This is a genomic window from Affinundibacterium danionis (genome assembly GCF_042432465.1).
In the GTDB taxonomy this organism is placed as follows: Bacteria; Pseudomonadota; Gammaproteobacteria; order Burkholderiales; family Burkholderiaceae_D; genus Undibacterium; species Undibacterium danionis.
The window spans coordinates 259,371-280,434 of record NZ_JBHLXJ010000002.1 but is presented as its reverse complement, the minus strand read 5'-3'; the positions used below and the strand labels follow the sequence as shown (position 1 = coordinate 280,434).

Annotated in this window: 19 protein-coding genes and 4 tRNA genes; 3 read left to right on the top strand and 20 right to left on the bottom strand. The window is 44.4% G+C overall.

Annotated elements, in window-relative coordinates; all coding sequences use genetic code 11:
• Window positions 1–6: 6 nt before the first annotated feature.
• The 11 genes from ACFFJH_RS01295 to ACFFJH_RS01245 form a co-directional block, all read right to left on the bottom strand.
• Window positions 7–300, bottom strand: coding sequence for a hypothetical protein (locus ACFFJH_RS01295; protein WP_390209480.1), 294 nt, complete (start codon window positions 298–300; stop codon window positions 7–9).
• Window positions 301–375: 75 nt separating this feature from the next.
• Window positions 376–933 (bottom strand): FixH family protein, encoded by a 558-nt coding sequence (locus ACFFJH_RS01290; RefSeq protein ID WP_390209479.1) that lies wholly within the window; start codon window positions 931–933, stop codon window positions 376–378.
• Between the two features lie 75 nt (window positions 934–1,008).
• Entirely contained in the window at window positions 1,009–2,421 is a 1,413-nt protein-coding gene (gene ccoG, locus ACFFJH_RS01285) for a cytochrome c oxidase accessory protein CcoG (protein ID WP_390209478.1), read from the bottom strand.
• A 182-nt stretch (window positions 2,422–2,603) separates the two neighbouring features.
• The gene (ccoP, locus tag ACFFJH_RS01280; protein ID WP_390209477.1) at window positions 2,604–3,614 is read right to left on the bottom strand and encodes a cytochrome-c oxidase, cbb3-type subunit III; all 1,011 of its coding nucleotides are present in this window, start codon (window positions 3,612–3,614) and stop codon (window positions 2,604–2,606) included.
• Window positions 3,615–3,616: 2 nt separating this feature from the next.
• Window positions 3,617–3,763 (bottom strand): cbb3-type cytochrome oxidase subunit 3, encoded by a 147-nt coding sequence (locus ACFFJH_RS01275; protein WP_186942912.1) that lies wholly within the window; start codon window positions 3,761–3,763, stop codon window positions 3,617–3,619.
• Window positions 3,764–3,793: 30 nt separating this feature from the next.
• The gene (ccoO, locus tag ACFFJH_RS01270) at window positions 3,794–4,411 is read right to left on the bottom strand and encodes a cytochrome-c oxidase, cbb3-type subunit II (protein WP_390209476.1); all 618 of its coding nucleotides are present in this window, start codon (window positions 4,409–4,411) and stop codon (window positions 3,794–3,796) included.
• Window positions 4,412–4,436: 25 nt separating this feature from the next.
• Window positions 4,437–5,888 carry a cytochrome-c oxidase, cbb3-type subunit I gene (gene ccoN / locus ACFFJH_RS01265; RefSeq protein WP_390209475.1) on the bottom strand — a complete coding sequence of 484 codons (1,452 nt, stop codon included), beginning with the start codon at window positions 5,886–5,888 and terminating at the stop codon, window positions 4,437–4,439.
• Window positions 5,889–6,192: 304 nt separating this feature from the next.
• On the bottom strand, window positions 6,193–8,118 hold the full coding sequence (locus ACFFJH_RS01260; RefSeq protein WP_390209473.1) for a SurA N-terminal domain-containing protein: 1,926 nt from the start codon (window positions 8,116–8,118) through the stop codon (window positions 6,193–6,195).
• A gap of 75 nt (window positions 8,119–8,193) precedes the next feature.
• Window positions 8,194–8,270 (bottom strand) — tRNA-Asp (locus ACFFJH_RS01255).
• A 23-nt stretch (window positions 8,271–8,293) separates the two neighbouring features.
• Window positions 8,294–8,369, bottom strand: a tRNA-Val gene (locus ACFFJH_RS01250).
• Window positions 8,370–8,425: 56 nt separating this feature from the next.
• Window positions 8,426–8,698, bottom strand: coding sequence for an HU family DNA-binding protein (locus ACFFJH_RS01245; protein ID WP_212673987.1), 273 nt, complete (start codon window positions 8,696–8,698; stop codon window positions 8,426–8,428).
• Window positions 8,699–9,110: 412 nt separating this feature from the next.
• Here ACFFJH_RS01245 and nadB point away from each other — a divergent pair, with 412 nt between their 5' ends.
• On the top strand, window positions 9,111–10,730 hold the full coding sequence (gene nadB, locus ACFFJH_RS01240) for an L-aspartate oxidase (protein WP_390209877.1): 1,620 nt from the start codon (window positions 9,111–9,113) through the stop codon (window positions 10,728–10,730).
• Window positions 10,731–10,792: 62 nt separating this feature from the next.
• Here the strand turns inward: nadB and radA are convergent, their stop codons facing one another.
• A complete protein-coding gene (gene radA, locus ACFFJH_RS01235; protein ID WP_390209472.1) occupies window positions 10,793–12,178 on the bottom strand; it encodes a DNA repair protein RadA in 1,386 nt (461 codons plus the stop codon).
• A gap of 251 nt (window positions 12,179–12,429) precedes the next feature.
• Here radA and lplT point away from each other — a divergent pair, with 251 nt between their 5' ends.
• Window positions 12,430–13,695, top strand: a complete 1,266-nt coding sequence (gene lplT, locus ACFFJH_RS01230; protein WP_390209471.1) for a lysophospholipid transporter LplT — start codon at window positions 12,430–12,432, stop codon at window positions 13,693–13,695.
• Window positions 13,696–13,723: 28 nt separating this feature from the next.
• On the opposite strand, the gene ACFFJH_RS01225 is transcribed toward lplT, so the two are convergent.
• The 4 genes from ACFFJH_RS01225 to tsaB form a co-directional block, all read right to left on the bottom strand.
• Window positions 13,724–14,671 (bottom strand): DUF1853 family protein, encoded by a 948-nt coding sequence (locus ACFFJH_RS01225; protein ID WP_390209470.1) that lies wholly within the window; start codon window positions 14,669–14,671, stop codon window positions 13,724–13,726.
• A gap of 73 nt (window positions 14,672–14,744) precedes the next feature.
• Entirely contained in the window at window positions 14,745–15,560 is an 816-nt protein-coding gene (locus ACFFJH_RS01220) for a uracil-DNA glycosylase family protein (protein WP_390209469.1), read from the bottom strand.
• A gap of 23 nt (window positions 15,561–15,583) precedes the next feature.
• Window positions 15,584–16,087: a ribosomal protein S18-alanine N-acetyltransferase gene (rimI, locus tag ACFFJH_RS01215; protein ID WP_390209468.1), complete on the bottom strand. Its 504-nt coding sequence runs from the start codon at window positions 16,085–16,087 to the stop codon at window positions 15,584–15,586.
• Between the two features lie 2 nt (window positions 16,088–16,089).
• The gene (gene tsaB, locus ACFFJH_RS01210) at window positions 16,090–16,776 is read right to left on the bottom strand and encodes a tRNA (adenosine(37)-N6)-threonylcarbamoyltransferase complex dimerization subunit type 1 TsaB (RefSeq protein ID WP_390209467.1); all 687 of its coding nucleotides are present in this window, start codon (window positions 16,774–16,776) and stop codon (window positions 16,090–16,092) included.
• Window positions 16,777–16,883: 107 nt separating this feature from the next.
• Here tsaB and ACFFJH_RS01205 point away from each other — a divergent pair, with 107 nt between their 5' ends.
• Entirely contained in the window at window positions 16,884–17,318 is a 435-nt protein-coding gene (locus ACFFJH_RS01205) for a thioredoxin family protein (RefSeq protein WP_390209466.1), read from the top strand.
• 168 nt (window positions 17,319–17,486) lie between these two features.
• Here ACFFJH_RS01205 and ACFFJH_RS01200 read toward each other — a convergent pair.
• From ACFFJH_RS01200 to ACFFJH_RS01185, 4 genes are all read right to left on the bottom strand, one after another.
• Window positions 17,487–17,563: transfer RNA gene (locus ACFFJH_RS01200), tRNA-Arg, on the bottom strand.
• 187 nt (window positions 17,564–17,750) lie between these two features.
• Window positions 17,751–17,827, bottom strand: a tRNA-Arg gene (locus ACFFJH_RS01195).
• A gap of 93 nt (window positions 17,828–17,920) precedes the next feature.
• Complete coding sequence (locus ACFFJH_RS01190) at window positions 17,921–19,804, bottom strand: potassium transporter Kup (RefSeq protein WP_390209465.1); 1,884 nt, start codon at window positions 19,802–19,804, stop codon at window positions 17,921–17,923.
• A 336-nt stretch (window positions 19,805–20,140) separates the two neighbouring features.
• Window positions 20,141–20,998: a TOBE domain-containing protein gene (locus tag ACFFJH_RS01185; RefSeq protein ID WP_390209464.1), complete on the bottom strand. Its 858-nt coding sequence runs from the start codon at window positions 20,996–20,998 to the stop codon at window positions 20,141–20,143.
• Between the last annotated feature and the right edge of the window lie 66 nt (window positions 20,999–21,064).

Sequence of the window (21,064 nt, the reverse complement as noted above, 5' to 3'; positions counted from 1 at the left end):
AGTAATCTATGTTATTTTTCGTAAGAGTAAAGCGGTGAGCCAACTTGAGAATGCGCCTAAAGCCCAAAAAATCAAAAAACCTATCGTATAAGCACCTAGCATATGGACTTGTACGCGTTCATCCAGAACAATGAGTTCCATGGGATCAACCAAACTAAAGAAAACGCCAGTAGCAACACATGCCATTAAAAATGCAGGCCACAATACCACCATTAATATGGAACGTATCGACGTTTGTTCTTGCGTCTTATTGTGCGTTTGTTCTTGCGTTTGTTTTTGCTGTAGATTGCTAGTGTCCAAACCTCACTCCTTTACCGGTCTTTACTGCAGACTCACATTGAGTCAAACCACACAACATTGTTTTTTGTAAGCCGACTAACGCGAAGGTGATAATGCCAATTGCCTTTGTAATGGATCTAACCAATCGCCCGTCAAACGCCAATCATTGGTTTCTAATTTCACGTGCAAAATATGCAGTACACCAGAATTAATTGCATTCTCCAGCTTTTTATCCTGTGATAAATCCGCATCATATTTGCCATCCGCAATCAACTTAAGCGGCAAGCGACGAACTACCTCTTCAACAGAACCGCTGGCAGCGCCCGAGCTTGCTAAACTGAGTTGCACCAAATCGGGCAACACTTGTTTGGAATTCAATTGCATCACGATTTTTTTATTCGCCATATCCAATTGCAAGCCTGCATGCAAAGCCAATTCACGCGCTTTGGCATCGCGTTGCAGATTCGTATTGATCATTAATCCTTGGCGATAATAATCTTTCGCCACCACTTGATCAGCGCCACGAAATGCAATAAAGCCCGTAAATAAACTTGCGCAGACCACCAATAATGGACCGCCTACAACCAGTAGCAACCACGGTTCTTTATACCAGATGTCTTTTTTAACGGGTTGGGTCAAAATTCCTGCGTTCATAGTCGCTCCTTCAATTTGCTTCACTTTATGTCACTTTTGGTATGCAAACTGCATTTACAGATCTAATTTAGCTGTTTATCTTGGGACTAAGAAAACCGCTTTCTCGGTCACTGAAATATTAGCGCTTTCACTATCTGACACCACAAAGCGTATTCTGTTCGAACCGGTTGGCGCGGCACCGGCTGGCACTCTGACCCGAACCGGGAACGCCATACTGGTCGCTGCTTTGATAGAGACTTGTGCCTCATTCACAATAGTCGCACCAGGAATTCCTTTGACGCTAATTTGGAAATTACGAGCGGCTTCTTGTGTGTTCATAATCTGCAAACGATAGACGTTTTCTATCGCACCTACTTCGGTTATTTTCGGCATCGCTCTATCACGGATTACGTCTACTTTCAAAGGGATACGATACGCCAAAGAAACCGCAGCTAACAACACGATTAAACCAAGTATCGCGCCATATACCAGTGTGCGCAAACGAAATACCCGTTTCCACATCGCATCTTTAGTCATTTTTTCGGTCAGCGCATGCTCAGTGGTATAACGAATTAAGCCGCGCTCATATCCCATCTTGTCCATCACTTGATCACAGCCATCAATACAGGCACCGCATGCGATACATTCGTATTGCAAGCCTTGGCGTATATCAATTCCGGTTGGACAAACCTGAACACAAATACCGCAATCGACGCAAGAACCTAAGCCTTCCGCTTTGAAGTCCACTTTTTTATTGCGAGAACCGCGTGGCTCGCCACGCTCAGTATCATAGGTAACAATTAAAGTGTCTTTGTCAAACATGGCGCTTTGAAAGCGCGCATATGGGCACATGTATTTACATACTTGTTCACGCATGAAGCCCGCATTGCCATAAGTCGCAAAAGCGTAAAACAAGAACCAAAATGTTTCCCATGGCCCCAAGCTAAAAGACAGAACTTCGCTGGCCAAAGTTTGAATAGGTGAAAAATAACCTACGAAGGTAAAGCCGGTCCAAAGTGCAATTGCCAACCAAATAAAATGTTTGGTCGATTTACGGCGAAGCTTATTGAAGGACATCGGCGCCTGGTCTAATTTCATGCGCGCATTGCGGTCGCCTTCTATTTTAGCTTCCACCCACATAAAAATTTCGGTGTACACCGTCTGAGGACAGGCGTAACCACAAAACAAGCGTCCTGCTATAGCCGTAAATAAAAATAGTGATAGCGCAGAAATAACTAATAAAACGGCGAGATAAATAAAATCTTGCGGCCATAACACCAAGCCAAATATATAAAATTTACGATTCACCAAATCAAACAAAACAGCTTGGCGATCATTCCAAGTCAACCAAGCTGAACCGTAAAATAATATCTGGGTAAAAAACACCAAAACCCAACGCCAAGATTGAAACCAACCTTTTTGAGAACGCATATAAATCTTTTTTCGTTCTTCAAATAATGCGAGCTCAGCTTCATCAACAGGCACTGGGATAATGGGTATTTTTTTCATGTCGTGCTACTTTACCTTCGTTGGTTTCCTGCTTGCCTGTTAATAGGCGTTTTTGCTTATCACTGCAAGCAGGTCACACTATTTTCAACTATCTATAACTAACGACTACATACTATAGCGACGTACTACAGTTACGTACTATAACTTACTATCGTTTGCTAGGATTTACCCTAGCGTATTGCTTACTTGCCCTCAGCGGTGACTTCCGCACTAGCGACCGCGGAGGCACTAGCGATTTGTTTGAGTGCATTGGCATCAGCTGCCGACACCGCAGATCCAGAATTTGACAGTCCCCAGACGTAGGCGGTCAATAAATGAATCTTAGCATCAGTCAATATGGTTTTATGAGCTGGCATTTGATTGCCGCGACCTTTATTAATGGTCTCGACAATATTATCGATACCACCACCATACAACCAAACTTTATCTGTCAGGTTTGGTGAGCCAATGGCTTGGTTACCTTTGCCATCAGCACCGTGACAGGCAGCACAAACACCAAACTTACCTTTACCAAGCGCAGCTTTGATAGGATCATGTGCAGAACCCGACAAACTCATTACATAGTTGGCGACATTTTTAACATCATCGTCACCACCTAACGCAGCCCCCATAGGTGGCATTTGCCCATGACGACCTTCTTGTATCGTGGTCTTGATCACTTCTGGTGCACCACCATATAACCAATCGCTATCGGTTAAATTTGGATAACCTTTGCCGCCTTGGGCATCCGAGCCGTGGCATTGGGCGCAGCTATTCAAGAATAAACGTTGACCGATTTCGCGGGCTTGTGGATCGAGTGCAACTTGTTTCACATCGGTATTCAGATACTTGTTAAACAAAGGGCCGTACTGCGCTTCACCGTCTTTCATTTCCTTCTGATAAGCGCCCTCTTGTGTCCAACCAAATGTGCCTTTGTAAGAGCCCATACCTGGATAAACAATCAAGTATCCAACGCTATAAATAATCGTCAGATAAAACAACCACATCCACCATTTTGGCAAAGGATTGTTTTGTTCCATCAAAGACTCATCCCAAACGTGACCAGTGGTTTCGGCTGGCAATGGTTTCCCATCGGTACCGATTTTCACTTTGACTTTGGATTGAGACCATAATAAGAGTCCACACGCAAGAATACTAATGCCTGTTAACACGGCAATTGCGGTGCTCCACCATTCGCTAAAAAAATCTGCCATGGCTATTTTCCATTCTCATTATCTTGTGGCAATTGTGCCAATTCTTCAAAACGGGCTTTATTCTTAGAACTGAAAGCCCAGTACAGGATGCCTATGAAAGCGATCATACTGATCACGGTCATCACACTGCTTAAGATCGTAAAATTCATCGTCAACTCTCCTAAAAAGTTCTAGTCATCCTAGTTTTTGTTTTTGATCGAAGTACCCAAGACCTGCAAGTAAGCAATCAAGGCTTCCATCTCGGTTTTGCCAGTTACTTCTTCAGATGCCTTCGCAATTTCTTCGGCCGTATATGGAACGCCCAAAGTTTGCATTGCCTTCATTCTTGGTGCCATTCCAGCGCCGTCTACAGTTGCCTTTAACAACCATGGATAGGCTGGCATATTGGATTCAGGCACAACAGAACGTGGATCGGTCAAATGGTCTTTGTGCCAAGTGTCACTATAACGACCACCAACACGCGCCAAATCTGGACCAGTACGCTTACTACCCCATTGGAACGGATGATCATAAACAGACTCACCTGCCACAGAGTAATGACCATAACGTTCAGTCTCGGCGCGGAAAGGACGGATCATTTGGGAATGGCAACCATAGCAGCCTTCACGCAAATAGATATCACGCCCCGCCAATTGCAAGGCGGAATAAGGTTTCATACCCTGCACCGCAGAGGTAGTCGATTTTTGAAAGAATAAAGGTACGATTTCAACCATACCACCAATACTGATCGTCAAAATAACCAGTACCAACATAAGACCGATATTGCGCTCGATCAAATCATGAGTAAATTTACGCATTTAGATTCTCCTGATAGTGTCGAGGTTAAGCGTGGGCTGTATGAGTTGCATGTGCTGCTGGCAACGCAGGAATCGCATTGTTTGCAGGTTTGGCCAACATCATCGTTTTTGCGACGTTATAGACCATCAACAACATACCGCTCAGATACAAAATACCGCCTGCCAAACGAATCACATAGTAAGGATAAGTTGCTTTTACAGACTCAACGAAGGTGTAAGTCAAAGTGCCATCTTCGTTCACTGCGCGCCACATCAAACCTTGCATCACACCAGCAATCCACATCGCCGCGATATACAGAACGATACCGATTGTCGCAATCCAGAAATGCATTTCAATCAAGCGTTTGCTATACATTTGAGTTTGACCGAACAAACGTGGAACGAGGTAATACAAGCTACCAATAGAAATAAAACCGACCCAACCCAAAGCACCTGAATGCACGTGACCAACCGTCCAGTCAGTGTAATGCGATAATGCGTTCACTGTTTTGATCGCCATCATAGGACCTTCGAAAGTCGACATGCCGTAGAAGGACAAGGAAACAATTAAGAAACGCAAGATAGGATCAGAACGCAACTTACTCCAAGCGCCGGACAAAGTCATAATACCGTTGACCATACCACCCCATGATGGCGCCAACAAAATCAAGGAGAACAACATACCAATCGATTGCGCCCAATCTGGCAAAGCGGTGTAATGCAAGTGATGCGGACCCGCCCACATATAAGTAAAAATCAAGGCCCAAAAGTGAACGATAGACAAGCGATAGGAATACACTGGGCGACCAATTTGTTTCGGTACGAAGTAATACATCATGCCGAGGAAACCCGCAGTCAGGAAGAAACCCACCGCATTATGGCCGTACCACCATTGCACCATCGCATCTTGCACACCAGAATAGGCAGAATAAGATTTCATGAAAGAGACTGGCATCGCCGCACTATTAACGATATGCAGAACGGCTACCGCAACAATGAATGCACCGTAGAACCAGTTCGCTACGTAGATATGCTCGACCTTACGCTTAACGATAGTGCCGAAAAACACCACTGCGTAAGAGACCCATACCAAGGCGATCAGAATATCAATTGGCCATTCCAATTCTGCATATTCCTTACCTTGGGTATAACCTAAAGGCAAACTAACCACTGCAGCAACAATCACTAATTGCCAGCCCCAGAATACAAATTCGATCAACGGGCCACCAAATAGACGTACGTTACAAGTACGCTGCACGACATAAAACGAAGTCGCAAACAGAGCACAGCCACCAAAGGCAAAAATCACTGCATTGGTATGCAAGGGACGCAATCGCCCATAGCTCAACCAAGAAATTCCGGATAAAAATTCTGGCCAGGCAAGTTGAGTTGCAATCAGTACGCCCACTAGCATACCAACCACGCCCCACACTACTGCCATGACAGAAAATTGGCGAACAACTCGATAGTTGTAGGTGTTTTCATTGTTTATAGTCATGATCTCACTCGGTTAAAAAATACAGATGCAGGATAACAATCGTTCCACAGAGCTACATTGATACAAATCAAATATAACCTGTATTGCAAAGCAACTTTTAGCTGAATAAAGAATTTCTCTAAAATATCGCAAAAAAACCCACAAATATCGAGAATTCGAGCAAAAAAAAAGACAGCCCGAAGGCTGTCTTTTTCAAATCAATCACCACATCAATTACCTAAAATAAGCTGCTTAAAATAAGTTAGCCAAGCTATCGATAACATTAATGACGCGATATGCTTATTCTCAAACTCAATTACATCAATTATTGCGCCGCGTTCGAATTTGATTTTGATGCCAAAGCGGCACGATTAATCGTTACTTTGGCATTTTGTTTCAACGCCTCAACGTAGCTAAATACCTCTTGCTGTGCAACCGCATTTTCAACTTGCTTAGCTTCGGACAAGCGACGAACAGGATCAGGCGTACCTTGGCTTACTTTAGAAATGCGATAGACCTCGTAGCCCTGCCCTGCAACTTCAACCCCCACGTAAGCAGGTAATTTTTGCACGTCTGCCTTTACAACCGCCAAGAAAGCCTCATTGCTCAACTCTGGCTTTTTCAAACGAGACACCGTTTTAGTTTCGGCAAAACCATTGGCATTATCGGCCGCTTTCAAAGCTTGCAATTTTGCCTCGCCTGCCTTCTTCGCCAAAGCTAAAGATTCTGTTTGCTCGATTTTCCCCTGAATGACCGCTTTCACTTCTTCAAAAGGACGCTTAACCGCTGGCTTGTATTCAACTACACGTCCTGCGACCAAAGTATTCGGTGCAATTTCAACGGCTTCCGTATTGTGTTTTTTCTTTAAAGAATCATCGGAAAAAATTGCCTTCAAAAATTTAGGATTATTAGCAATCATCGTCGCAGGAGCACCCGGCATACTTTGACGTTGCAGATTGCTTACCTGCTCAATTTTCAATTTCAATTTTTCTGCGATAGGCTTCAAACTATCTGGCTGTTCGTACGCCATATTCGTAAAAGCTTCGGACGCTTCAGCATAGGCCTTAGCTGCTTTTTGTTTTTTAATATCTGCCACCAATTGCGCTTTTACTTCTTCCAAAGGCTTAATGGCTGCAGGTTTAACCGCAGTCAATTGAATAATGTGAATACCAAATTCACTTTGTACCAAATCACTGATTTCGCCTTGTTTCAATTTAAAGGCAACATCGTCAAACGCTTTTACCATCGCACCACGAGAGAAGTAATCAAGATCACCACCACGCTCTGCCGAACCCAAATCCTGAGAATTTTCTTTCGCCAATTTAGCAAATTGATCTGGGCTCTTACGCACTTGCGCCAACAAAGCTGCTGCTTTCTCTTTTACTGCCTTAGTTTCATCGGCACTTGCGTCTTTTTTCAAATTCAGCAAAATATGACTAGCACGACGTTGCTCATCTGTTGTGTAGTTCTTTTTATTCTGTTCGTAATGGGCAAGGACGTCAGCGTCAGCTACGGTGATTTGCTCAGCCAAAGCCTCGTTGCTTAACACAACATATTCCGCATTAACCAATTCAGGAATCTCAAATTGCGCTGCATTTTTATTGTAGTAAGCACGCAAAATATCATCTGTAATTTTGACATCCGCTACATAATCTTTTGCTTTGAAACTCAAAGCTTGGACTTCGCGCTCTTGCTCAGAAATCAGTGCAATACGTTCCGCCACCGTTTTTGAATTGATCGCAGAATTCTGTACTGAATTAAGCAACTGCTGCAATGCCAAATCTTGCCGCAAATTTGCTTCATACATCGCCGGCGTCATGCCTTGCATTGCCAATAAGCTCTTATAGCGATCGGTATCAAAAGTATTGTCTGGCTTTTTTAAGCCTGGTGTTTCAAGAATATTTTGTTGCAAAGACTGATCTGTAACAGTCAATTTGTTTTTAACCGTCTCTGCGCTCATTGCCTTACGTGCAATCAAGTCATCCAAAATGCCTTGACGTGCTTCTGGCGTATTGAGCATCTGTGCATCAAATTCCGGTCCATAAGCCTGCTTCAAACGGTCCAATTGGCTGCGCATAGCCTGATCAAATTCTTGCTGACTGATAGATTGACCTGCGACCGTCGCTACCGCCGTATTCGCATCACGCGAACGCATGAAACTATCAACACCAAACAGCGCAAACGATGGGAAAATAATCACCAAGAGCACGCCTTGCATGATGCGTTTATGGGTACGAATATACTCAAACATGGTTCACCGATCAATTCGAAAAAATTACCAAGAAAAATATAAAAAAAGGCGAACATATGTTCGCCTTTTAGATGTTGGCGGAGCGGACGGGGCTCGAACCCGCGACCCCCGGCGTGACAGGCCGGTATTCTAACCAACTGAACTACCACTCCAATTTCCTGCTATTGCTGATATCTGGTGGGCGCTGAGAGGCTCGAACTCCCGACCTAAGCCTTGTAAGGGCTCCGCTCTACCAACTGAGCTAAGCGCCCCATCTATCAACAACAATGCGACTTACTTATCTTTAATAACTAAATCGCGAAGTGCATTAGTTTACCGCATCTTTCAAAGCTTTGCCAGGCTTAAATTTAGGAACCTTCGCTGACTTAATCTTGATTGCTTCACCGGTACGTGGATTGCGACCAGTACGTGCAGCACGCTTACCGACAGAAAAAGTACCAAAACCAACGAGCGTTACTGTGCCGTTCTTTTTCAAAGTTGTTTTAACAGCCGCGATCACAGCATCCAATGCACGTGCTGAAGCAGCTTTAGACAAATCGGCAGATTTAGCGATATGGTCGATCAATTCAGTTTTATTCACTTATGGTCCCCTCACAAAAAATTAACACTACGATGATATTTTTGGCTCAAACCCAAGACTGTGCAAGCTCTACGGTCTGGCGAAAATTTGCATCCGGTATTAGATCAAGGCGATCAGTATTGTGTCAAGCGCTTTGGATGTTTTTTTGGACCGCATGCATAAAAAAAACAAAAAAAAATTCGAATGCATCACGCACCCAGCCTATCTTTCGCACGAAAAATCTTCGGTAAGTCGCTTTAAATCTGAAGAAAAACTCTCAGCAACAAAACTTAATCCCTAGAACTACGCAACAAAACTGCAAATATAATCACGCGACAAAAGTAGAATTTTCAGCTAGAGCAAACATGAGTTTAAAAAAATCGCATATAGTTAAGCCCTTTTTTTAGCAAAACATAGACGGTTGATACTCATGATGAAATTTGATGTAGCCATTGTTGGAAGTGGTTTGGCAGGATTATCGGTAGCTTTACATTTAGCGCAAACACATAAAGTTGCCGTCATCTCGAAACGAACCCTTTTAGACGGTGCAAGCAATTGGGCGCAAGGTGGCATTGCGGCTGTGCTTGATTCACATGACAGTCATGAACAACATATTGCCGACACCATTGTTGCGGGCGCTGGATTATGCGACGAAAGTGCTACTCGTACTATCATTGAGCAAGGCCGAGCCGCGATAGACTGGTTGATCGAGCAAGGCGTTCCCTTCACTAAAGATCAGCATGCAGAATTAGGATTTCATCTAACTCGCGAAGGCGGGCACAGCCAACGTCGCATCATTCATGCAGCCGATGCAACTGGCCATGCAGTTCAAGTTACTTTAGAGCAGCTAGTGCGCAAGCATCCTAACATCAGTTTATTTGAACATCATTACGCGATTGACGTTATTACCTCAAGCAAGGTAGGCGATACCTCTGCCACACCTCGTTGCTTAGGTCTTTATGTGCAAGATGTAAAGTCAGGTACCGTGCACACTGTTAGCGCGCAACACACGGTCATGGCAACAGGCGGAGCAGGTAAAGTATATTTGTATACGACCAATCCAGATACCGCGACAGGCGATGGCATCGCGATGGCATGGCGCGCAGGCTGCCGAGTAGCGAACATGGAATTCATGCAATTTCATCCAACCTGCCTGTATCATCCATACGCCAAATCTTTTTTAATTACCGAAGCAGTTCGCGGTGAAGGTGGCATTTTAAAACTGCCACCTGAAGCCGGTGCAGCAGCTGGCACACGCTTTATGTTGTCGCATGATGAGCGAGCTGAACTGGCTCCACGCGACGTGGTAGCGAGAGCGATTGACTTCGAAATGAAAAAACGCGGCCTCGATTATGTAGAGCTCGACATTAGCCATCAACCACCAGAATTTTTAAAAGAGCACTTCCCCACTATTTACGCCCGCTGCTTAGAACTGGGTATAGACATCACTAAACAAGCAATTCCTGTAGTGCCCGCTGTTCACTTTACCTGTGGTGGTGTGGTCACTGACACCTTAGGCAGAACCGATATTCCAGGCTTATATGCGGTGGGTGAAACCGCTTACACAGGCTTGCATGGCGCCAATCGTCTCGCTAGCAACTCCTTACTGGAGTGCTTAGTCGTCGGCAAAGCCGCAGCGCAGCATATAGCAGCTCAAACCCTAATAGAAATTCCCGACTTGCCAGCGTGGGATGAAAGCCGCGTTTCAGATGCTGACGAAGAAGTCGTGATCGCTAACAACTGGGATGAATTACGTCGTTTTATGTGGAATTATGTCGGCATCGTGCGCACCACCAAACGTCTAGAACGCGCCAAGCATAGGATTAAATTACTGAAAGAAGAAATCGATGAATACTATGCGAATTTTCGTATCTCTAACAATTTATTAGAGCTACGCAATCTGGTTGAAGTCGCCTCATTAATCGTCAACAGTGCCCTATCTCGACGCGAAAGTCGTGGCTTACATTTTAGTCGCGATTATCCAGATACCATGCCAAAAGCATTGGCCACCGTTTTATCTCCCAAGCAAAAAATAAAGCCGGCAAAAAAATAAATTTAAGTATCCGATTGAGGTCGCCCCCATTTATCTATCTTTGGGGGCGTAACCTAATGACCTCAATCGACCAAACCATCCACATCACGAATCTTATTCAGCGCCTCGTCAATACGATCAACAGCAATAATTTGCAAACCTTCGATTTTTTGTTTAGGCGCATTTGATTTAGGTATCATCGCCACCGAAAACCCCAACTTGGCAGCTTCACGCAAACGCTCTTGACCACGCGGCGCAGGTCGAATTTCGCCAGCCAAGCCAACCTCACCAAACACCACCAAACCACGTGGCAGTGGCTTATTACGCATAGACGAATTGATCGCCAATAGAACCGCCAGATCAGCGGCAGGCTCAGTAATCTTGACGCCTCCGACTGCATTAATAAAAACATCCTGATCAAATGCGGCGACACCGGCATGTCTATGCAAAACCGCCAATAACATGGCTAGACGATTTTGTTCCAAGCCGACCGACAAGCGTTTGGCATTGGGAGCGTGTGAGGTATCAACTAGAGCCTGAATTTCAACTAGCAAAGGACGAGTACCTTCTTGCGTCACCATGACGCAGGAACCGGGTACTTGCGTATCATGCTGCGATAAAAATAACGCCGATGGATTTGAAACACCTTTCAAACCACGTTCTGTCATCGCGAATACGCCTAACTCATTCACCGCACCAAACCGATTTTTAATCGCACGAACGAGGCGAAAACTAGAATGGGTATCTCCCTCAAAATACAACACCGTATCCACAATATGTTCCAGCACGCGTGGCCCCGCCAAAGCGCCCTCCTTGGTCACATGACCAACCAAAATCATGGTGATGTTCATGGTTTTAGCGACACGAGTCAGTTGAGCTGCGCATTCTCTTACTTGTGCGACCGATCCCGGCGCTGAAGTCAAAACATCAGAATAAAGCGTTTGTATCGAGTCAATCACCACCACTTGTGGCTTATGCTCAGCCAGCGTATTGAGAATTTTTTCTAATTGAATTTCGGCTTGCAAGGATAAGCCACTCGCTTCTACCAATAAACGCTTAGCGCGCAGGGCAATTTGTGCACCAGATTCCTCGCCACTGACATAGAGTACTTTTTTAATCTTATTGAGATTCGATAAGGCTTGTAATAACAGCGTCGATTTGCCTATCCCCGGATCACCACCAATCAACACCACGCCACCAGGAACCAAACCACCTCCCAAAACCCGATCAAACTCCTCAATCCCAGTTCCAAAACGAGGAATATCTTGCGCATCAATTTCCGCTAAATTTAATATCGGTGCAGTCTGCGCTATGCCCTGATATTTGTTTGTTGAAAATCGATTCCCAGCTTCTTCAACCAAGGTTTCGACCAAAGTATTCCATTGCTGGCAAGCCGGACATTGTCCCGCCCATTTACTTTGCACGCCGCCACATTCGGTACAAGTGTAATTAGTTTTTTGTTTAGCCATATTGCGTTTAAATGCGTGTAATTGCGTACTTAAGGTGTGCTTAATGCGTTCTCAATACGTGCCAATGTGCACGAGCGATACAAAGTGTTGTTAAGAACAAGAAGAATACTGATATTTTACTCAGTATTCCCATCGATGCTTGCGCTATTTCAAAGAATTATTCGATGTTTCATGTGATATTTCATGGTATAAAGCTTGCCTGCCAGATAAAGCATATCAGGCATGTGACTAGACAAAGGTGCACGGATCGAATGAAACGCGGTTTTTACACAATTATGGCAGCGCAGTTTTTTTCTTCGCTTGCTGATAACGCGCTGCTAATTGCAGCGATGGCACTTTTAGTCTCTATGCACGAACCAGCTTGGATGACTCCATTACTTAAATGGAGCTTCGCGCTATCCTACGTGCTGCTAGCTGCCTTTGTTGGTGCATTTGCTGACTCTCGCCCCAAAGGCAAAGTCATGTTCATCACCAACTTGATCAAAGTTGGCGGCTGTGCGCTGATGTTTTTTGATGTGCACCCTGTCATTGCCTACGGCGTAGTTGGCTTCGGTGCAGCGGCCTATTCGCCAGCTAAATATGGCATCCTGACCGAATTACTACCGCCCGAAAAATTGGTCGCGGCGAATGGCTGGATAGAAGGACTCACCATCAGCTCTATCATTCTTGGCGTTCTGCTCGGTGGTAAGCTAATCGATCCAAACATCTCTGCGGTATTACTTTCATTTGATTTTCCTCTGATTGATTTAGGCGTCGACAGTATCAATGAATCGGCACTGTGCGTTATCACCGGCTGCTATGTCGTTGCTGCCATATTCAATCGTTACATCCCCGACACCGGAGCTAAATATCACAAGCAAGAGTCAAATCCAATCTGTTTACTGCGCGATTTTGCTCATTGCTCAGTAAGACTGTGGAAAGATAAACTAGGTCAAATCTCACTTTCTGTAACCACTTTATTCTGGGGCGCTGGAGCAACTTTACAGTTACTCGTTTTGGAATGGGCAAAAGTCAACTTAAATATGCCTCTCAACAAGGGCACGGAATTGCAAGGCGTCTTTGCTTTAGGAATTGCACTTGGTGCCTTATTCGCAGCACGTATTGTTCCCCTGAAAAAATCACTTTCGGTCATGCCACTTGGCATAGCCATGGGTCTAGTTGTAACGTCGATGATTTTTGTAAAATCAGTTTGGCTGGCCTATCCCTTACTGATATTTATTGGCGGCTTAGCAGGATTTTTCGTAGTGCCGATGAACGCCTTACTACAACATCGAGGCCATGTTCTAATGAGTGCAGGACACTCTATTGCAGTACAAAATTTCAATGAAAATTTATCGATATTGGTGGTATTAGCGATCTATAGCTTTATGGTTTCGCTGCAACTGCACACCAGTATTATTATCGTGATCTTCGGCCTATTTGTCGCTTCGACCATGTATGCAGTCATGCTAAAACACAAAGCCAATCAGAAAATATTTGATTCAGTGGCTTTGATCGGTGAACAAAAACACGAATAAAACAAGAAAGAATCAAGCAGCTAAGTAACTAAGTTGGCAGCACCAACGTCGCACGTGCAGGCCAGTCATTTGACACCACCATACCGCGACAAAATTCTTGCATCAAGTGACCATTTCTCTTCATGATCGCCACCATAACAGGCGTGCTATCAACTTGAAAATGTCGATGTAACGCATCGAGTATCATCGATTTTTCCATCACTTCATCAGGCGACGCCTGTGCTGGCGCCAACCATTGCAAACGCTCCAACCTTAAGGCATAAGGAACGGCTAAGTGCTCAAACTCGTCCAAAGTCCACCAAAAACCCAAACAATGATTACTAGCAATGCCTCCCACAAACGCCAAATTGCGATCAGCCGTGTGATAAAACAACCAGCCTTTGATTAATGCCTTTGCTACGATAATTTTAGATTGCACCAGTTTTTTAGCGGCTTCGTGCTGAGATAAACTTAACTGCTGTTGCAAAATTTTTTGCATCTTCGCACCCAGACTGTCATTCAAATTCGGGCCCAAATAATTAAAAACCGTCATAGGACGAGACACGTCAGCAGCACGATGAAATAGATAAAACTTGGTCGCCAGCTCTAGGTGCAATAGCCCCCCCTGAGCAAACAAGAGATAGTCGAATTCACCAATCGTATCCGATTTTTCGCTGTGAACTTGCAAACCATGTGCGTATAGCAGACCTTCATGCCTAAAATAAAACGCCAAGAGATTTTCAGCGTAATGCCCAAGACGCAAAAATTTATGTATTTTTAGTGCCTCATGCAAAGGCGTTGGATGTGCATCTAAATCATGCAACCAGATTCTTAATTTCTCACGATCAGGAATGTTCAAGCTACCAATCTGCTGCCACCAGATAGGCGCATTTTTGTCTAATACATCAGGTGAAGTCAGCAACCAAGCTAAAGCTCTTACATGCGGATCGCTTAGCTCAGACCATTCTTGGTGAAAACTATTTTGGTAGGTATCCATAGCCCATTTCTTTTAAAGATCACTTGACGTCAACATTCCCAAAAGAACCAAAAACTCAAGAACATCAAGAGCATTACAGCTGTCTTAGCCTACACAGATCTTGCCAAACTTCATATTTCGCTTGCGGATGTTTTAGTAAGAAGTGGGGATCATGAGTCACAATAACCGGAATTTCTTGATACTGATGTTGCGCTTGCCGCATATTCATTTTGCTATCCACATCGACGTCCAACAAGCGCCGCGCCAAGCTTTCTCCAAATACCAGCAAAACTTTGGGTTTTACCTGATGAATTTCTTGATGTAGGAAAGCCTGACAAGAACTCACAGCATCAGCGCTTGCAACATCCGAAGTAATTTGAGATGAGTCAGAAATTTTCGCCTTCAATAGTGAGGTACGATAAACCGCCAGTGTTCGAGACGACGGTTTTGTTTTGTCGCCCAATGACAATGCAGCTAAGATACTCGATAGCAATTTTTCTGATTGCTGCAAAATGGGATCAAGTTGCGCAGAGCCATCGGCTGCCGACCAATCCGTAATAACCATAACGGTGGCTGAAGTATCACCAGAACCCAGCATTCCTTTGCCGAATTTTGCACAGAGCGAACATGCCTGACATTGTTGCAAAGTCTTGTGCAAAACCTGCCAATCAACAGGCGACTCGCTATTTTCATCTGACTGACTTGGAATTATCGTTGACGGCTGCGCAGCTGCGGCAGCGACCGGCATAACAAGCGCCTTCTCAACACTTGGCATAGTATCGGCATCAGCCTCGACTTCACCCGCCACCAATTCAGTTAAAGCAAGTGATGCGGGCAGATCCGATTGGCGCAATTGCCAAATTTCACCTATACCGAGATTTTTCAGATAGTAATCGCGCATATCATTCATAAAATTTGCCTGCTATCTTCAATTTACCCAAGATTCGCGCTATCCGATGTCGCAATGCGCATCACAATCGCATCTTCACGAGTCAATTGATCGACAGGATAGTAGCCCTTGCGTCTTCCAATTTCAACGAAACCAAACTGCTGATAAATATGTCGAGCTCGCAGATTACTGATGCGTACTTCTAACATAATAGACAAATAATTCTTGGACTTTGCCAAGCGCCTCATTTCCTCTAGCAAAAGCCGCGCGTAGCCCTGGCCTTGATATTGAGGATGAACTGCAAAGGTTAACAAATGCAATTCATCGAGAATGGGCATCAAAAGAAAATAAGCGACTAGCGTACCGTTATTTGACCTCAAGCCGATTGCCTCGTAAGGCTCAGCGAAAGAATCGAGAAAATTGCCCCGGGTCCAAGGATGTGTATAAACCTCGTTCTCTATTTTTAAAATCTCTTCGAGATCAGTGCTTCCTAATGAGCAGCAATAGACATTTTTTGCATCGGATGAAGATTGAGATAAATTTTGCAAGACTAAACTCCGCGCTGTAATTGTCGCTCAGCCGTAGTTTGTGCGATTTTATTTCTTAGATATAAAGGTTGTGCGTCAGCAGCATTCAACAGCAAGCCACGCTCAAATGCGTGCATTGCAATAGGAATCGCGAAAGAGGCATGCGGCATCGCATTGGTAATCATAAAATTAGCATCAGTGGTCGGGACGTCCAATCCATTTCCCAGTACTAATGGCAAACTATTCGCGTGCGCGTAGGCTAAAGCCACATCTAGCGTGCTCAAACTAGGTGCAAGCACCTCGAGCCATTGACCTTTTTGGCCGCGATAATGCGCCCAATAAACCTCATCCATGCGCGCATCAAGCAAACATAACATGTCCTCCCATCCGGAGTTCGTATTAGCAGCCTCGGCCATGTTAGCAAGACTAACGACAGAAATCACCGGCACATCCAAACCAAATGCCAGCCCCTGCACAACGCCACAGGCAGTGCGCGTTCCGGTAAATGCCCCTGGACCACAACCAAAAGCTATAGCATTTACTTGCCCCAACTGCAGCTCAGCTTCTAAAAGCAATGTCTGCAAAGCAGGCAGCAAGCCATGTGAATGTGTTTGCACACCAGTTAAATCGCGGCTAATAATCCGCTCACCGGAACTAAGAGAGACTGAAGCGAGTTCAGTAGAAGTTTCAATTGCCAATATAATAGTCATGCTTTCATTTTACCTTGTCGAACGCGCTTTCTCTAGCGACTATTCAAGTTTTCATCACCGCTTAAGCAATGCTTTTTCAATTCATATCGCATAGGGTAAAATATGTCATGCTTACACCGACCTACTCCACTGACGATTTAACAGCAATTAAGAATCAACTGCAGACCAAACCGTGGTTAGTCGCCTGCCTGTGCGCCGCTTGGTGCGACACATGTCAATCATACCGCGCGGGCTTCGATCAACTGCGTCTATCGCATTCAGATAAATGCTTTGCGTGGATAGATATCGAAGATCATGCCAATTTAGTTGAAGAAATCGACATCGAAAATTTTCCGACTATTTTGATTCAATACGAGGAAAAAGTTTTATTCTTCGGAACCATGCTACCAGATAGCAACTTGGTTATTCGCTTGCTGCAAGCTTTCGAGCAACAACTAAATGAATCAGGCTTAGAAAAAATTATTCCCTCCATCCAAAGTAGCGATTACCCGGTCGATACCAACTGGAGCCTACGTCACTTACTCTTGAACAAATCGGACTAAAAATTTAATTCCCGAGCGCTTTCAATAAGTTTGCTACAACTAAACGTCCCTAGTCGGAATAAAATCAACGACTCACCACCTAAGCACGCAAACGAACAAGCAAGAAAATAAATAAATCGAAAAGCAAAATGAAAAAAGGGACTAGATTTGCATCTAGTCCCTTAAATCTGGTGCGGCTGGCAGGAATCGAACCCACGACCCCTTGGTTCGTAGCCAAGTACTCTATCCAGCTGAGCTACAGCCGCGAAGAAAAGAATTATAGCAGACTGTATTCCAAATATGAAGTCTTCTGCGCTAGGAATTACGAGGATTATTAATCGCCCTACTATTTTACGCAAAAAATCCGAGAATATAGCCCAAAACTCGGAAACACCCTAAGTACAACATACAAAATGAAAAAAGGGACTAGATTTGCATCTAGTCCCTTGAATCTGGTGCGGCTGGCAGGAATCGAACCCACGACCCCTTGGTTCGTAGCCAAGTACTCTATCCAGCTGAGCTACAGCCGCGAAAAACAAGATTATAGCACAGCTATTTTTAATTGATAAGCCCTATTGCAGCTCTATTGCAAAGTTTCATAACGACAAACGGGCTTGTCACAGCTATATTTCAACTTGAGCACCAACCTCAATCACACGATTACTCGGAATCTGATAGTAATCGGCAGCGTCGCGCGCGTTGCGTGACATGGTTACAAAGAGCCCCTCACGCCAACTTGCCATACCACTACCAGGACTAGAAATAATCGTTTGACGCGAAATAAAATAAGATGTCTCTAGCGGTTCAAAAGTCAGACCGAAAGGCGCGCACAATTCCAAAGCATTCGGGATATCCGGTTCATTTTTAAAACCATAATAGACATCAATCTGAAAGCAATTATTTCGTAAATCAGTCACTTTAATGCGATCAGAAAACGGTACCCAAGGAATTTCACGATTATGCAAAGTGATGAAAATGACGCGCTCATGCAATATTTTATTGTGCGAAAGATTATGTAATAAGGCATGCGGCACACCATCGGCCTCGCCACGCAAGAAAACGGCGGTACCTTCAACACGCACAGGTGGTGAAACAAACAAAGACTCCAAAAACTCCTCCAATGGAATCGCGTGCTTTTTCAAATTATCAAACACCAAAGATCTACCACGGCGCCATGTCAACATGACCACGCAAATACCAAAACCCAAGGCAATCGGGAACCAACCACCGCTGAAGAATTTCAAAGCATTTGAAGAGAACAGCGAGATATCAATCAAGAAGAAGAAGGAAGTCGAGGCGATACACAATGCCAGATTGTATTTCCAACCAAAACGTATCACGAAAAAGGTCAAGATCGAAGTGACCAACATCGTCCCAGTATTGGCGATACCATAAGCTGACGCCAAGTTAGAAGCAGAGCCAAAACCCACGACAGCGCCGACGACCGCCGCGAGTTGCAACCAATTCACTACCGGAATATATATCTGCCCAATCTCTTTGGACGAGGTATGAATAATTTTCATGCGAGGCAAAAATCCTAGCGAAATAGCCTGTTTCGTCATGGAAAACGCGCCAGAAATAGTCGCTTGAGATGCAATCACAGCGGCCATAGTCGACAGCACGACCAAAGGATAGATACTCCAATCACCCAACTGATTGAAAAAGGGATTTTCAACCGCAGTAGGATCAATCATAAGCAAGGCGCCCTGCCCTAGATAATTTAATCCTAGCGCTGGAAACACGATAAAAAACCAGGCTGTACGAATCGGTTTCGCTCCAAAATGTCCCATATCAGCATACAAAGCTTCAGAGCCAGTGAATGCCAAAACCACAGCGCCCAAAGCAATAAATGCCGCCCATCGGTGATAGTATAAAAATTCCAAGGCATGCATAGGATTAAATGCCGCCAAAATATCGGGGACACGCAAAATATTGTACAAACCCATAGCAGCCAAGACTGCAAACCACAAGACCATGATAGGGCCGAATAATTTACCTATGGTCGCCGTGCCACGAGACTGAACTGCATAAAGTCCAATCAAAATGATTAAAGTAATAGGCACCACAAATGGTTTCAGCGCGGGTGTCGCAACTTTAATCCCCTCGATAGCCGATAACACTGTCATCGCCGGGGTAACGACGCCATCGCCATAGAACAGAGAGGCGCCAACCACGCCTAAAATCACCAAAGGAAAATACAATTTGGAATTCTTACCAACTGACTCCAAGGTCAACGCAGCCAGTGCCATAATCCCGCCCTCGCCGCGATTATTCGCTCGCAAGACCAAGGTCACATACTTCAATGAAACAATAAAAATCAACCCCCAAAGGATGAGAGAGACGATACCAAGTATATTTTCTGGGTTTAACGCAAGACCATGTTTATGATCAAAAACCTCTTGCATCGTGTAAAGAGGACTCGTACCGATATCACCATAAACGATACCGATTGCAGCTAAAGTCAATGCCGACAAACTGCTTTTAGTGTGTTCGTGAGCCAATTGCATTCCTTGTTATTATTGGTGCATTGCACAATAGACGAAGGTCAAACGAAATTCAAGAGTGTTTAACTGAAAAAAGACAGCCTACGCCATAAATAAATTTTATGAAAGCCGATTTAATGAAATTTGAAACACGGTGAAAGGAAATATGCCCGACTAATTGTCATCAGCGGGCATTATTTTTTTGACAAACAGCACCTTACTCAACGCATACTAACCAAAATGGATCGTCTCCTACAAACCAATTAAGGCTAGTCCATTAGACGCAGCACAGCTAGCGCGTCATGAAATCGATGCGAAAAATCAATATGCTTCAGCAATATGACTAATTGATATTATTAATTAAGCAGGAACACCAAGAATAACACTAGAGGCTTTAAAAATACCTGTGGCAATTTGCCCCACCGCTAGTTCCAAGGTATCACAGCTTTCATTAGTGATCGTTGCAGCCAGCGAGGTATGATCATTCATCTCAATCACAATCTCGCTATTTACCGCACCCACTTGTATACGTGAGATTTGTCCTGTGAATTGATTGCGAGCAGAGAGCTTTACGTCAGAACTAACGCCGCTCATAACGACAATAGAAGAAGCTTTGACCAAGGCAAATACTTCTGAGCCAATTCGTAAGCCCAGTTCCTCTGTACTCTCATGCGTGATGATGGCAATTAATTTTTGATCGCCTGCAATTTGCACCTCTATTTCATCATTCACCGCGCCGATTTTAAGCTGAGTAATGATGCCTCGATATTGATTGCGGACACTGGTTTTCATATTCATTCTCTTAATCAATAAGAAGTCATCGGCAATACCTTTGGCATGTCGCCCCAATTGCGCGATGAAATCGCGATGTTCTTTATCGATAATAATAAAGTTATCGACAAGTTGCTGACCGCGTTTCGTTAAGCGTGTACCCCCGCCCCCTTTCCCACCAATCAGCCGCTCAACCAGAGGTTCTCCTGCTAGATTATTCATACTATCAATCGCATCCCAAGCAGCCTTATAGCTCATTTTAATGGCTTTCGCCGCCTGTGTAATTGACCCCGACTCAGCGATTCGAGCCAATAACTCGATACGACCCTTTCCACCAAAATTCTCCCCATCCACCGTCATCCAAACAGAGCCATTAATCGCAATTGTCGCTTTAGATTTATCTTGCATAGTGTGCTTTATACATTCTTCGTCGATGGCGAGAAGCATACCTCAAACTCCGCGCATCTCATGCATTTTGGCGGCTGCAATCCGGGCTTTCCTTGAGTTGCACCT

Excerpts from the sequence above, each read along its gene's own strand:
- ACFFJH_RS01290 (WP_390209479.1), bottom strand. The coding sequence starts at position 933 with ATGAACGCAGGAATTTTGACCCAACCCGTTAAAAAAGACATCTGGTAT.
- ccoG (WP_390209478.1), bottom strand. The coding sequence starts at position 2,421 with ATGAAAAAAATACCCATTATCCCAGTGCCTGTTGATGAAGCTGAGCTC.
- ccoP (WP_390209477.1), bottom strand. The coding sequence starts at position 3,614 with ATGGCAGATTTTTTTAGCGAATGGTGGAGCACCGCAATTGCCGTGTTA.
- ACFFJH_RS01275 (WP_186942912.1), bottom strand. The coding sequence starts at position 3,763 with ATGAATTTTACGATCTTAAGCAGTGTGATGACCGTGATCAGTATGATC.
- ccoO (WP_390209476.1), bottom strand. The coding sequence starts at position 4,411 with ATGCGTAAATTTACTCATGATTTGATCGAGCGCAATATCGGTCTTATG.
- ccoN (WP_390209475.1), bottom strand. The coding sequence starts at position 5,888 with ATGACTATAAACAATGAAAACACCTACAACTATCGAGTTGTTCGCCAA.
- ACFFJH_RS01260 (WP_390209473.1), bottom strand. The coding sequence starts at position 8,118 with ATGTTTGAGTATATTCGTACCCATAAACGCATCATGCAAGGCGTGCTC.
- nadB (WP_390209877.1), top strand. The coding sequence starts at position 9,111 with ATGAAATTTGATGTAGCCATTGTTGGAAGTGGTTTGGCAGGATTATCG.
- radA (WP_390209472.1), bottom strand. The coding sequence starts at position 12,178 with ATGGCTAAACAAAAAACTAATTACACTTGTACCGAATGTGGCGGCGTG.
- lplT (WP_390209471.1), top strand. The coding sequence starts at position 12,430 with ATGAAACGCGGTTTTTACACAATTATGGCAGCGCAGTTTTTTTCTTCG.
- ACFFJH_RS01225 (WP_390209470.1), bottom strand. The coding sequence starts at position 14,671 with ATGGATACCTACCAAAATAGTTTTCACCAAGAATGGTCTGAGCTAAGC.
- ACFFJH_RS01220 (WP_390209469.1), bottom strand. The coding sequence starts at position 15,560 with ATGAATGATATGCGCGATTACTATCTGAAAAATCTCGGTATAGGTGAA.
- tsaB (WP_390209467.1), bottom strand. The coding sequence starts at position 16,776 with ATGACTATTATATTGGCAATTGAAACTTCTACTGAACTCGCTTCAGTC.
- ACFFJH_RS01205 (WP_390209466.1), top strand. The coding sequence starts at position 16,884 with ATGCTTACACCGACCTACTCCACTGACGATTTAACAGCAATTAAGAAT.
- ACFFJH_RS01190 (WP_390209465.1), bottom strand. The coding sequence starts at position 19,804 with ATGCAATTGGCTCACGAACACACTAAAAGCAGTTTGTCGGCATTGACT.
- ACFFJH_RS01185 (WP_390209464.1), bottom strand. The coding sequence starts at position 20,998 with ATGCTTCTCGCCATCGACGAAGAATGTATAAAGCACACTATGCAAGAT.